Annotated in this window: 13 protein-coding genes, 1 tRNA gene and 2 riboswitches; of the genes, 1 reads left to right on the top strand and 13 read right to left on the bottom strand. The window is 64.3% G+C overall.

Annotated features, from left to right (window positions below):
• Positions 1 to 250 (bottom strand): hypothetical protein (locus QZY06_RS11920; protein ID WP_295684527.1); only part of this gene is annotated, 250 nt, incomplete at its 3' end.
• On the opposite strand from QZY06_RS11920, the gene QZY06_RS11915 reads away from it, so the two are divergent.
• A complete protein-coding gene (locus QZY06_RS11915; RefSeq protein ID WP_295684525.1) occupies positions 242 to 1,120 on the top strand; it encodes a hypothetical protein in 879 nt (292 codons plus the stop codon). The two genes, QZY06_RS11920 and QZY06_RS11915, sit on opposite strands and share 9 nt — an antisense overlap.
• Positions 1,121 to 1,419: 299 nt before the next feature.
• Here QZY06_RS11915 and QZY06_RS11910 read toward each other — a convergent pair whose 3' ends face one another.
• The 12 genes from QZY06_RS11910 to ubiH all read right to left on the bottom strand — a co-directional run.
• The gene (locus QZY06_RS11910) at positions 1,420 to 2,793 is read right to left on the bottom strand and encodes a site-specific integrase (protein ID WP_295684522.1); all 1,374 of its coding nucleotides are present in this window, start codon (positions 2,791 to 2,793) and stop codon (positions 1,420 to 1,422) included.
• Positions 2,794 to 2,949: 156 nt separating this feature from the next.
• Positions 2,950 to 3,025, bottom strand: a tRNA-Thr gene (locus QZY06_RS11905).
• A gap of 57 nt (positions 3,026 to 3,082) precedes the next feature.
• On the bottom strand, positions 3,083 to 4,024 hold the full coding sequence (locus QZY06_RS11900; protein WP_295684519.1) for a carbohydrate kinase family protein: 942 nt from the start codon (positions 4,022 to 4,024) through the stop codon (positions 3,083 to 3,085).
• A gap of 186 nt (positions 4,025 to 4,210) precedes the next feature.
• The gene (locus QZY06_RS11895; protein WP_295684516.1) at positions 4,211 to 4,570 is read right to left on the bottom strand and encodes a diacylglycerol kinase; all 360 of its coding nucleotides are present in this window, start codon (positions 4,568 to 4,570) and stop codon (positions 4,211 to 4,213) included.
• Entirely contained in the window at positions 4,570 to 6,111 is a 1,542-nt protein-coding gene (gcvPB, locus tag QZY06_RS11890) for an aminomethyl-transferring glycine dehydrogenase subunit GcvPB (protein WP_295684513.1), read from the bottom strand. The genes QZY06_RS11895 and gcvPB overlap by 1 nt, the downstream gene beginning before the upstream one ends.
• A gap of 58 nt (positions 6,112 to 6,169) precedes the next feature.
• Entirely contained in the window at positions 6,170 to 6,556 is a 387-nt protein-coding gene (locus tag QZY06_RS11885) for a hypothetical protein (protein ID WP_295684511.1), read from the bottom strand.
• 11 nt (positions 6,557 to 6,567) lie between these two features.
• Complete coding sequence (tpx, locus tag QZY06_RS11880) at positions 6,568 to 7,068, bottom strand: thiol peroxidase (RefSeq protein ID WP_022975865.1); 501 nt, start codon at positions 7,066 to 7,068, stop codon at positions 6,568 to 6,570.
• Positions 7,069 to 7,123: 55 nt separating this feature from the next.
• A complete protein-coding gene (gcvPA, locus tag QZY06_RS11875) occupies positions 7,124 to 8,488 on the bottom strand; it encodes an aminomethyl-transferring glycine dehydrogenase subunit GcvPA (protein ID WP_295684506.1) in 1,365 nt (454 codons plus the stop codon).
• Between the two features lie 54 nt (positions 8,489 to 8,542).
• Positions 8,543 to 8,926, bottom strand: coding sequence for a glycine cleavage system protein GcvH (gcvH, locus tag QZY06_RS11870; RefSeq protein WP_295684504.1), 384 nt, complete (start codon positions 8,924 to 8,926; stop codon positions 8,543 to 8,545).
• Positions 8,927 to 9,040: 114 nt separating this feature from the next.
• Entirely contained in the window at positions 9,041 to 10,153 is a 1,113-nt protein-coding gene (gcvT, locus tag QZY06_RS11865) for a glycine cleavage system aminomethyltransferase GcvT (protein WP_295684502.1), read from the bottom strand.
• Positions 10,154 to 10,312: 159 nt separating this feature from the next.
• Positions 10,313 to 10,384, bottom strand: a riboswitch (glycine riboswitch).
• Position 10,385: 1 nt separating this feature from the next.
• Positions 10,386 to 10,474: riboswitch (glycine riboswitch) on the bottom strand.
• A gap of 33 nt (positions 10,475 to 10,507) precedes the next feature.
• Entirely contained in the window at positions 10,508 to 11,704 is a 1,197-nt protein-coding gene (locus QZY06_RS11860) for an FAD-dependent monooxygenase (RefSeq protein WP_295684498.1), read from the bottom strand.
• Positions 11,701 to 12,880, bottom strand: a 1,180-nt coding sequence (ubiH, locus tag QZY06_RS11855) for a 2-octaprenyl-6-methoxyphenyl hydroxylase (RefSeq protein WP_367275624.1), incomplete at its 5' end; no start/stop codon positions are given. The genes ubiH and QZY06_RS11860, both read right to left, overlap by 4 nt.

Here is a 12,880-nt window from a genome sequence, read left to right as displayed (position 1 = left end):
GGGCCGCGCTGGAAAACCCTTGCATGACAAGGGTTTGGAAGAGGTGCTCGGTCATCAGGAACCTGCCTCGACGATCGACGATAGTGCACTGCACTGGCGTCGTGGCACTTGTAAACGTGCCTCCCGGCGAGAGAAACGCCTCAGGACCTAGCTCAGGCCCCCAATTCCTGAGGGCCGTCGTGAAAATTTCAAAGGGAGCGGGATACCGCGATTGCTCACCCACCATGTTGGAGATGAGCAGATGAAACACGACGGCAGCGCGGCAGGACCTCGTCACCACGACAAGGTCAACAAGATTCTGAATTGGACGCTTCGGCACTCGCTGATCGATCGGCAGACGGTACAACTGCTGCTGAAAGTGAGCTACAGCGTGGCTTGCGCCATCCTTCTCGCGATGGTGCGAGAAAACCTGCTTGCACGAATCCTTGGTCACGGCGTCCAGTCCAAGTTGTTCCGACTGACGCCCAGCGGTGCGCGGTCGGCGGACAGGACGCGCGGCGACTTCGACCAGGGCCTGAGGGCGCTCACCAACCCGGATGAAATCGGCGTCCATTACGCGGCACATAATCAGGTCGTCGCGAGGGTCGCAGCGGCGTGGCTGGCGGGCCGCGACTACGACGGCGAGGTGCTGTCGCCGCGGCAGATTCGGCTGCATGGGCTTGCGATCGGCGCGAGCAGCGAGCACAAGGCCGCTTGGAAAGTCCCTGACGCAATGCTGCTTCAGCCCGTTCCGGAGGACGAGCGCGATGTCTATAGCTTCGGCCATTTCAAGACCGCCATCGAGGTCCAGCAGATCGACGAAAGCCATGAAACGCGTGCGTACAAGCTCTGGCAATACTGGCAGGCAGTGAGCGAGGGCCAGATCTACGACTTCGAGTACGTTTCGAGCTACGCCCACATCGTGAACGCGTTTAGAGATCAGTGGCATCACAAGCTCGAAGAGCGCATCTACTGGGTCGACAAGCATCGCTGGACTCGGCCCAGCAACCCGAGAACGATCGAGCCCGACGAGGAACTGCTCGAACGGGCGTCTTTCCGCGTACTCGCGCACGATCCTTTCGCCGCAGGGCTGTATCCCAGCCCGGCGGCGATGAGCAAGTACTCGACGCACCGCGACTGAGCCACTCGACGGTCCAACGCTTACTCGTTGTTAGGCCTGGCCACGATGCGGGGCAGTTCTCCGCACCGTGGCACGGCCGCCCACCGGGCAGCGCGAGCCAGGGTCAAGCCCCTTCCCGGCAAAGCCGGTGGTCGCTGGGCGTCGAGCGGCACGGCTTCGGGTGCCGATCGTCGGCCAGTGAGCAGGCTTGACGCAGGCGCAGGTGCTGACCGAAATCCGCATGAAGTTGCGACAGATCAGAAACGAATCAGTGCTGCAACCGAAGCTATCCACAAGCGCAGGACAGGCTCGTTCGATTCTCAGCGCAGATTCATACCCGACAAGTCAGCATCGCCACCGGGATGCTTGCCAAGCCAATAACCGCGACCCGGCTTCGTGACGCCGAGCCGGTCGCAGGCTTTGTGAACGGCCACGTCGCTGACCCCGAAGTCGTTGGCGATCTGCACGATCGGCTGAGAGGCCACGAGGGCCTTCAGGATCGAAGCTGACTTCGACACGGCCTGCCACTGCTGTCGCTGGAGGCGATCCACTGGCAGCGGCTCCGCCTCGGCGCACCCCCGCTGGGCCGGAGCCGGAGCCTGAACGCCGCCCTCCAGCGCCGCGAGTTCGGCGGCGAGCGTGTAACTGCGAAGATGCGTGTAGCGCGCCAGCATCGCATCGGTCTTGTGGCCGGTGACGGCTTTGATCTTCGCGGAAGGCCAGTTCGTCCTCTCGAACAGCCGCGATGTCCCTTCATGCCGGAGGTCGTGAAACCGCAGGTCTTTCAGGCGCGTTACAAGGCCTGGGTCCCCATCCTCCTCCTGGACCACCCGCTCGGCCTCGACGATGGCCGCAGCCTTGACCCGCCGCCAGGCGCTGATGATCGCCGCCTTGCTCCCCCAGACCGGCCCCGTGTTACGGACGCCGAGGTCCGAAATCAGCGTCCGTGCGGATGGAAACAACGGCACCGAGCGGCTTTCGCCGTTCTTGGTTTCTTCAATAAAAACGGTGCCCTGCGCGAGATTGACATGCAGCCAATCCATGCCCGCGATTTCGGCCAATCGCATGGCCGTCGAGCAGGCGAAGCGGATGATGCTGCCGATCTGTGTGGCGCAGGTCGCCGCCATCCGATCCGCGACGCGCAGCAGGACGCGTTCTTCATCTTGTTCGAGGCGATGACAGCGGCCACGCGGTTCGCGGAGACGCAGTCCCTGGACGACCGGATTCTTCAAATCCGCGCAGCTGAAGTTGCTCTGTGCGACCGTGAACATGTTGCTGAGCGTTGACAGCTCGCGATTGATCGACGCATTGCTCAGGTCGTGGCTCGTGCGCAACGCGATGAAGTCCTGAATGTCGTCGGTCTTGACGGCGTACAGGCCCATCGCGCAGAGCTCAGCGCAGTGCTTGATCACGCGGTTCGTCAGCGAGATCTCGGACTTGATGCTCTTCAAGCCGATCTTCAAGTCGAGGCGCTTCAGCAGCGCATCGGCGACCGTCAATTCGTGCGCCGCAAACACCTTTTCAAGCCGCCCTTTTGCGGCACCCTCCTCAAGCGCATCGAGCCAAGCCTGCGCCTGTTCCCGCGACTCGAAGGTTTTCGACGGCCGTTTGCCGTTGATGCTGTAACGCGCGAGGAACTGATAAGGCCCTCGATCCTCGATCGTGCCGGTCTTCGGCCTGCCCTGGTTTGCCATGCTCCATCCCCTAGCCTTGTGGGGGACGGTATCCGTGTCGTTTCGAACTTTGCCTTTTTGGCACAAGTTCTGGCACAAAAATGCGCGGATGCAGGCTTGCGATGAATCGCCTTTCGAGACAAACCCTTGTTAATCAAAGAGTTGACTCTTGAAAAATGGTGCCGAGAAGAGGAATCGAACCTCCGACCTACTGATTACGAATCAGTTGCTCTACCGACTGAGCTATCTCGGCGCGGGCCGCGATTATAGGGAAGTCTTTGCTTCGATGGGAGCTTTTTGTTCCGGCCGATCAGGCGAGGTCGTAGCGGAATTCCTTCTTGAAGCGGGCGCGGAACTGTTCCGGGGTGGCGCTGTGGTTCTGCGGGCCGGGGCGTTCGATCTTGATCGCGCCGAGCAGCGAGGCGACTCTGCCGGTGGTGTCCCAGTCCAGGCCGTTGAGCAGGCCGTAGAGCAGGCCGCCGCGGTAAGCGTCGCCGCAGCCGGTGGGATCGGCCAGCGAGTGCGCCGAGGCGGTCGGAATCTCGTAGGTCTTGGTCTTGGTGTAGATGCTCGAACCCTTGCCGCCACGGGTGACGATCAGTGCCTCGACGCGGTCGGCGATTTCCTTCAGCGACCAGCCGGTGCGGGCCATGATCATTTCCGACTCGTAGTCGTTGACGGCGACATAGGTCGACTTTTCAATGAAGTCCTTGAGGTCATCGCCGCCGAACAGCGGCAGGCCCTGGCCCGGATCGAAGATGAACGGCAGGCCGGCTTCGGCGAACTGGGTGGCATGCAGGACCATCGCGTCACGGCCGTCCGGCGATACCGTGCCGATGGTGGCGCCGGCCTTGATCGCGGCGTGCACGTCCTGGGTGTGGGCGAAACTCATCGCACCCGGATGGAACGCGGTGATCTGGTTGTCGTCGAGATCGGTGGTGATGTAGGCCTGCGCGGTGTAGGCCTCGGGCACGGTCTTGATGTATTCGCGGCTGATGCCGAGCTTGTCCAGCCACTCGTTGTAGCTCGCGAAGTCCTTGCCGACGGTGGCCATCGGCAGCGGTTCGCCGCCGAGCATCTTCAGGTTGTAGGCGATGTTGCCGGCGGTGCCGCCGAACTCGCGGCGCAGCTCCGGCACCAGGAACGAGACGTTCAGGATGTGGACCTTGTCCGGCAGGATCTCGTTCTTGAAGCGGCCGCTGAACACCATGATCGTGTCGAAGGCGAGCGAACCACAGATGAGGGCTGACATATTGGCTAGGTGCGGTTGGTGAGGCGGGGATGGTGTGTTTCCTGCCCTCGCCCGAGGCGAGGGCGCGTCCGAGCGCAGACGATGCCATTCAAGGCATCGTCAAAGCGCGCTCAGCCGCCCATGATCGTATCGAAGGCCAGCGAGCCACAAATCAGTGCAGACATGATGTTTTCGTGAGGTTTTCGGTTAGCCGAACAGCACCAGGCCCCAGACGATCGGAACCTGCAGCAGGGAGAGATGAACCGCCGCGGACCCTAGATCCTTGGCGCGCCCGGACAATACATGACGTTCAAGGCCGATGCGATCGACGACGACTTCGACTGCGGTGTTCAGCAGTTCGACGATCAGCACCAGCAGCAGGCTCCAGAACAGGATGACCCGCTCGATCGCATTGTCGCCGAGCCAGATCGCAAACGGCAGCATCAGCAGGAACAGGATCAGCTCGATGCGGAAGGCTTCTTCCTCGCGCACCGCCCAGCCCATGCCGACATAGCTGACCTTGGTCGCCCGGACGATGCGACGCCAGCCGGTGATTCCGTCGGCCATCAGAGCGCGCTCACACCAGTACCTGCTACGTAGCGGATGTCGAGCTGGCGCGCAGCGCGCACGTCATCAAGCCTGCGCACCGGCATCTTGTACGGCGCGCCCTTGACGAAGGCGATGTCGCGCTTCGCTTCTTCCCAGATCGCGCACAGGGCGGCGACGAAGGCATCCAGCGTTTCCTTGTCCTCGGTCTCGGTCGGCTCGATCAGCAGGCATTCCGGCACCAGCAGCGGGAAGTAGACCGTCGGCGCGTGGTAGCCGTAGTCCAGCAGGCGCTTGGCGATGTCGGTGGCGGTGAGATCGATCTCCTGCTTTTGGCGCTTCAAGGTGACGATGAATTCATGCGTCGCCCTGCGCTTCGGGTAGGCCAGATCGAAACCGAGATCGCGCAAGCGCGCCTGCAGGTAGTTGGCGTTCAGGGTCGCGAACTCGGCGACCCGGTGCATGCCCTCGCGGCCGAGCAGGCGCGCGTAGACATAGGCGCGCAGCAGCACGCCGGCATTGCCCATGAAGGCGCTGAGGCGGCCAATGGTTTGCGGCAAGTCTTTCTCATCGAGCCAGCGATAGCTGCTCCCGCTGCCCTCGCCGGCCTTGCCGACAACCGGAATCGGCATGAACGGCAGCAAACGCTGCGACACACCTACCGCGCCTGCGCCCGGCCCGCCGCCGCCGTGTGGCGTGCTGAAGGTCTTGTGCAGGTTCATGTGGATGACGTCGAAGCCCATGTCGCCCGGACGCACTTCGCCGAGGATCGCGTTGAGATTGGCGCCGTCGTAATAAAGCAGGCCGCCCGCTTCGTGGACCAGCTTGGCGATCCTGGCGATGTTGCGTTCGAAGACGCCGAGCGTGCTCGGATTGGTCAGCATGATGCCGGCGGTCTGCGGGCCGACGACGGCGGCGAGCTTGTCCAGATCGACATCGCCTTCGGCATCGGTGGGGATCTCGCGCACGGTCATGCCGAGCATCGTCGCGGTCGCCGGATTGGTGCCGTGGGCAGCGTCCGGCACCAGAATTTCAGTGCGGGCCAGATCATTCCGGGCGCGGTGATAGGCGCGGATCATCGCCACACCGGCGAACTCGCCCTGCGCGCCGGCCATCGGCGTCAGGCTGACGCCGGCCATGCCGGTCACGTCCTTGAGCATTTCCTGCAGCTCGTACATGCAGGCCAGGAAACCCTGCGAGTTGGTCTCCGGCGCCAGCGGATGGCGGCCGAGGAACTGCGGCAGCATCGCCAGCGTGTTGCAGGCGCGCGGGTTGTATTTCATCGTGCAGCTGCCGAGCGGATAGAAGTGGGTGTCGATGCTGAAATTCAGCTTCGACAAGCGCGTGAAGTGACGCACCGCCTGCAGCTCGGACACCTGCGGCAATCCCGGTGCGACCTGCCTTCTGAACTTCGCCGATAGTCGAATCTCCGGCAGCCCGATCGGACGTTGAGCGCTGGCACTGCGGCCGGCGCGCGACACTTCGAAGATCAGCGGCTCGGCCGGATTCAGCGGCGACGGCAGCGCGGTGGCGACGTTTGCGGTGTTTGAGGCGTGAGCCATGATCGATCTCTGAGGCGTGTTCGGTTCAGCGTTCTGATTCAGTTGCAGCGATGCAGCTTCAGACTTCGTCCTTCGGCACGGCGCCGTCATCGTCGAGGCGAATCAGCTCGACGCCATCGACCGTCATCCGCCAGACCGCGCCATCACGGACCGGCGGCTTGTCGACGTGAAAGCTCGACGAGAACAGCCAGAAGCCGGCCGAGAATTTCTTCTTCGAGAACGAGCTCAACGGCGCGATGACGCTATGCGACGAGCCATCTTCATCGACCTTGCGCCAGGCGATCTGGCCATCGGCACTCAGGCTCAGATTGACGCCAGGCGCGCTCCAGTCACCGACGAACTCCGGCGCCGGCAACGCTGTTCCGCCTCCGCCGCAACTGGCCAGGCCTGAAGTCAGGGCAAGGGCCAGCAGCAGCGTCAGCCAGCGATGCCGGAGCGTCGTCATGCAGTTGCGCTTCAGGCCAGTGCCTTCAGGGCGGCGTCGTAGTTCGGCTCGTGAGCGATCTCGCTGACCAGTTCGCTGTGCAGCACCTTGTTGTTGGCATCGAGCACCACGACGGCGCGTGCGGTGAGGCCGGCCAGCGGGCCGTTCTCGATGTTCAGGCCGTACTCGGTGGCGAAGCCGCGGCCGCGCATCAGCGACAGGTTGACGACATTGCTGATGCCTTCGGCGCCGCAGAAGCGCTTCTGCGCGAACGGCAGATCGGCCGAGATGCACAGCACCACGGTGTCGCTCAAGCCCGCGGCCTTCTCGTTGAACTTGCGCACCGACATCGCGCAGGTCGGCGTGTCCACCGACGGGAAAATGTTCAGCACCTTCTTCTTGCCCGCGAAGTCATGCAGCGTGACGTCCTTCAGATCGCCGCCGACCAGCCGGAAACCGGGTGCATCGCTACCCGGCTTCGGCAGTTCGCCATTGGTCGAGAACGGATTGCCCTGCAGAGTGATTGCTGCCATGTGTTTACTCCTCGTTATGGGTGCCCGAATTTTACGGGCTGGACGATGATTCGAATCAGTGCACAGCCAGGATTTCGCGCAAGGCCTTGGCGTAACGCGCGATGTCTTCGGCGGTCCGGGTTTCGGTCGCGCAGACCAGCAGCGCCGAACCCAGCGCCGGGTAATGCTGCGACAGATCGAAGCCGCCGAAGATGCCGCGTTCGGCGAGCCCGGCCAACACCTGGCCAGCAGCTTGTGGCAGGCGGATGACAGCTTCATGGAAGCGCTCGCCATCGAAGGCGGCGCTGACGCCAGGGATCGCGGTCAGCGCCTCGACCAGCGCCTGCGTGTTGGCCATCGAATGCACGGCGACGCTTTCCAGCCCTTCCGGCCCGAGCAGGCTCATGTGGATGGTCGCGGCGGTGACCAGCAGGCCCTGGTTGGTGCAGATGTTCGAGGTCGCCTTGCTGCGGCGGATGTGCTGCTCGCGCGCCTGCAGGGTCAAGGTGTAGCCGGGCTTGCCATCGAGATCGACGGTGCGGCCGACAATGCGGCCAGGCATCTGGCGCACGAAAACTTGCCGTGCCGTCAGGAAGCCGAAGTAAGGCCCGCCGGACGACAGCGGCGCACCGAGCGGCTGACCTTCGCCGCAGACGATGTCGGCTCCTTTTGCGCCCCACAAGCCGGGCGGCTGCAACAAGCCGAGCGACACCGGATTGACCACGGCAACCACCAACGCGCCATTGGCCTGCGCCCAATCGGTGATCGCATCGACGTCCTCGAGCACGCCGAAGAAGTTCGGCTGCTGGATGACCACCGCGGTGATGCCCTGCCCTTCATGGGCGCGCAGTTGTTCGAGCGAGGTGGCACCGGTCACCGGGTCATAACCGATCGGCTGCGGCTTGATGCCTTGGGCGTCGGTGATCGAGACAACTACTTCTCGGTAATACGGATGCACGGCCTGCGGCATCAGCACCTTGCCACCGCTGTTCGCGCTGTTGGCGCGCACCGCCATCAGCAGCGCTTCGGCGAGCGCCGAGGCGCCGTCGTAAAGGGATGCGTTCGACACTTCCATACCAGTCAGCGCGCACATCATCGACTGGTATTCGTAGAGCAGCTGCAAGGTGCCCTGACTCGCCTCGGCCTGATACGGCGTGTACGCCGAATAGAACTCGCCGCGCGTCGCGATCTCCCAGACCGCCGCCGGAATGTGGTGCTCGTAGGCACCGGCGCCGCAGAAGTTTAGCAGCGTCCCGTCCTGCGCCGCACGGCCGTGCATCAGCCGCGCGATCTCCATCTCGGAAACCCGCTCCGGCACCTGCGACAAACCCTTGCAGCGCAGCTCGGCGGGGATCTCGCCGAACAGCGAATCGATGCTCGGCGCGCCGATCGCCGCGAGCATCTCGGCGACATCGATTTCGGTATGGGGGATGAAAGGCATGGCTAAAACAGTTTCCAGTGGCGAGTGGCCAGATGTCAGAGAGGCGACAGAGAATCAGGCGATCGAGGCGATGTAGCTGTCAGCATCGAGCAGGCCATCGACATCGGCGAGCTTGTCCGGCTGCAGCTTCCACAGCCAGCCACCTTCGTACGGCGCATCGTTGACCAGTTCGGGGTTCTCGCCGAGCTTGGTGTTGGTCTCGGTCACGGTGCCGGCAACCGGTGCATAGACATCGCTCGCGGCTTTCACCGATTCGACGACGCAGCAGGCTTCGTTGGCCGCCAGCTTGCGGCCGACCTTCGGGGTTTCCACGAATACCAGATCGCCGAGCGCGGCCTGGGCGTGATCGGTGATGCCGATCAGCAGGGTGCCGTCCGGCAGTTTCTTCACCCACTCGTGGGACTTGGCGTATTTCAGTTCGGCAGGCGTATTGCTCATTTTCTATCTCCTGACTGCTTCATTTTCGATCGTCATTCCCGCGGAGGCGGGAATCTAGTTTTCAGGTCCATCACCCGCATCAGAACTGGATTCCCGCCTGCGCGGGAATGACGGCTAAACCAGAACTTTTCCGTGACGCACGAACGGCGGCTTCACTTCGCGCGTCGGCAACCACTGGCCTCGGATCTCGACTTCGTACGGGCCGACTGCGCTACCCGGCACACGGGCCATCGCGATGGAGCCTTTCATGGTCGGCGCGTAGCCGCCGCTACTGGTCTCGCCCAGCTCGCCGTTCGCGGCGCGCACCGCCATGTGGGCACGCAGCACGCCACGGCCTTCGAGCACCAGGCCAATGGACTTGCGCGGCGGCGCGGCCCGCTGGGCTTCGAGTGCTGCACGGCCGATGAAGGCACGAGCTTCATCGGCGAATGACACCGTCCAGGCCAGGCCGCATTCGAGTGGGCTGACACTTTCGTCCATGTCCTGACCGTACAGGTTCATGCCCGCTTCGAGCCGCAAGGTATCGCGCGCACCAAGACCACAAGGCGCGACACCGGCGGCGAGCAGATCCGTCCAGATCGCGACCAGATCGGCCTGCGGCAGGATCAGCTCATAGCCGTCTTCGCCGGTGTAGCCGGTGCGGCCGACGAAGCGGTCGCCGAGCCAGGCCGCGCTGAACGGCGTCAGGCCAGCGCAAGCCTGGGCCAGTTCGGCCGGCAGCAGCGCATCGACCTTCGCCCGTGCCTCCGGACCCTGCACGGCGAGGATGCCGAGATCGCTGCGATGACGAACGTCAACGCCGAATGCCGGCGCCTTGGCACGCAACCAGGCGAGATCCTTGTCGGTAGTGCCGGCGTTGACGACCAGACGGAACGCATCTTCGGCAATCAAGTAGACGATCAGATCGTCGATGACCCCGCCGCGCTCATCAAGCATGCAGCTGTACAGGGCTTTACCGACGCCTACGGCATCGGCGGGCGCCTTGCCCGGCATCTTCAGCTTGGCGACATCGTTGGCGAGCAGCAGGCGGAGGAATTCACGGGTCCGTGCGCCGTGCAGATCTACGGCGCTCATGTGCGCGACATCGAACATGCCGGCGGACTTGCGCACGGCGTGGTGCTCGTCGAGCTGGGACGCGTACTGGATCGGCATGTCCCAGCCGGCGAAGTCGACCAGCTTGGCGCCCAGGCGCAGATGTTCGGCGTGCAGCGCGGTTGCTTTGAGCATGTCGTGCGTAGTTCTGGTGCGAGTGGGCTGCGTCTTTGCGATTACGGCATGGCCTGGCAGAAACAGATCGTGTGATGCACGACCCTTGCCCGGCCTTCGCTTTCGCTCAGGCGTTCGAAGCGCCTGCGAGCAGTGCTCGCAAAGCCGGCGCTTCTCACCCCCTCTGTCCTTTTGACCTGAGCGTTTGGCGCCTTCGGTGGCCCACCAACTGCGCGGGCGCTCTCCAGAGTGTCTACAGCAGGCAATCCTTAGACCTGAGCGATTCCGGGGGAATTTGCGCCTTCGGTGCCGGGCGGACCCGGTCTCTCTTACCTGCGGGTGGAAGTGTAAACGACCAAGCCGCCGCGAGGTGGATCAACCTGCGCCGCGTTGTGCCTGAGTCGCCAGCAGCGCCTTCACCGGCGCGACCTTGTTGACCGCTTCCAGACCGATGCCCAGCAACTGCCGCAGGCCCGGCAGGCTGTTGCCGAAGCCGCGGTACAGCGCGTCAGTCAGCGCCAGCATTTCCAGATTGGCGGCCTTGCGGGCACGGGTGTAGCTGGCCAGGGTTCGCGACGAGGCCCAGTCGCGTCCTGCCTCTCGTGCTGCGGCCAAGGTGCTGGCCAGCTGCGCGACATCGGCGAAACCGAGATTGGCGCCCTGCCCGGCCAGCGGATGAATCGCGTGAGCCGCATCGCCGACCAGCACCAGCCCCGGCCGGTGGTAGTCCTCGGCGTGCAGCAGGCGCAGCGGGAATGCGAGCCGCGGGCCGGCTTCGATCACCTCACCGAGCGCGTACTGGCTGGCCTCGGAAAGCGCATGCGCAAAGCTCGTGTCATCGAGCGCCAGCAGCGTCGCCGCCGCGTCGCTGTCCGCCGACCAGACGATCGAATGCCGACCATCGGCTTGCGGCAGGAAGGCCAGCGGGCCGGTCGGCAGGAAGCGCTGATAGGCCGTTGCCGCCTGCGCCGAAGACGTCAGCACCTGCGCAATGATTGCCTGCTGCGCATAACGCCAACTGGTGACGGCAATGCCGGCGCGTTCGCGCAGCGGCGAATCGGCACCGTCGGCGGCGACGATCAGCCGTGCCTGCAATTCGGTGCCATCGGAAAGCTGCAGGCTGGCGCGACCCTGACGGTCGTCCTCATCCGGCAACTGCAAGGCCAGTGCTTCGACGCCGACATGGCGCGGCAGCGCGGCTAGCTGATTCCAGGCGGCCGACAGGATCAAGCCTTGTTCGACGATCCAGCCGAGCGCGCCATTGCCGCTATCGGCAGCATCGAAGCTCAAGCCGCGTTCGGCCGCGCGCTGCCAGACCTGCATCCGAGCATAGGGGCTGATCCGCGTCGCCGCGATTTCCGGCCAGATGCCGAGCTGATCAAGCAGCCGCGCCGAAGCCGGCGCGATCGCATAGACGCGGGCGTCGTAACGCGCAGCATCGAACGGCTTGGGTGCCACGCCACGCTCGATCAGCACGACCTTGAAGCCGACATCGCGCAGCGCCAGCGCGGCGACCACACCGACCGGCCCGCCACCGACGACGGCGATATCGCAATCGATGCGCTGGCTCATCGCGGCGCTCCAAGGCCATCGGCCGGCAAGCCGAGATGACCCAGATGCTGCCGCAGCAAGGCGGCACGCACCGGTGGCAGCAGATCGGCGGCAACCAGGCCCCAATGCCGGGCTTGTGCAAGACCTGGCGTGCGGTTCGAGAACGCGCGGACCAGCAGATCGGTGAAGCCGGACACTCGTTCGCGATCGCTACGCCGGGTCTCGGCGTAATCGGCGAGCAGCTGTGCGGAACCGGGATCAGCTGCGCCGACGATCCGCTCGGCGAGGTTCGCGACATCACGCAGGCCAAGATTGAAGCCCTGTGCGGCGACCGGATGCAGGCTTTGCGCGGCATTGCCGATGAACACGGTACGTGGTCCGACCAGGGTTTCGTTCATCACCCGCGACAGCGGCCAGCTCTTGCGGCTGCCCAGCGCGGTGAAGCGACCAAGGCGTCCGCCGAACGTCGCTTGCGCGGCTTCCAGGTACTCGGCATCGGTCCAATCCATCATTGCTTCGACATTCGCGGACGGAACAGTCCAGACCAAGGAGGCCGCATCGTTCGGCTTCGGAATCAAGGCCATTGGGCCGTCCGGCGTGAAGCGCTCGTAAGCGACACCCTGGTGCGGCCGCGACAGGCGTACCGCCGATACGATCGCGTGCTGCGCGTAATCGCGGGTCGTCGCATCCAGGCCCAGCAACTTGCGGATGCTCGACTGCGCACCATCGGCAGCCACCACCAGCGCGGCCTTGATGAGCCTGCCGCCGCTGGCGCTCTCGACCGTCAAACTGAGGTGATCGGTCGATTCTTCCAGCGCTGCCACCCGCGCTGGTTGCAGCAGCTTGAGGTTCGATGCAGACGCCAAAGCCGATGACAGCACCGCACCGATCGCCCGCAGCGGCGCGTTGTAGCCGAGCGCTGCGAGCCCGACTTCGTCAGCGCTGAACCGGGTGCTGCCGAAGCGGCCCTTCTCGGAGATGTGCGTCGCGCGGATCGGCTCGGCTTCAGCGCTCAGCGCCGGCCAGACGCCGAAGCTGGCAAGAATCCGCTGGCTGGCTTCGTTCAAGGCGATGCAGCGTTCATCCCAGGCCGCTGCGCTGATCGGCGGCGCAGCGGCTTCGATCAGCACCACGCGCAGCGAACTGGCGGCAAGCCGCACCGCGAGGCTGGCGCCGACCAGGCCGCCACCGACGATG

Source organism: uncultured Nevskia sp., from assembly GCF_903885465.1.
Classification (GTDB): domain Bacteria; phylum Pseudomonadota; class Gammaproteobacteria; order Nevskiales; family Nevskiaceae; genus Nevskia.
This window is presented reverse-complemented; position numbering and strand designations above follow the sequence as displayed.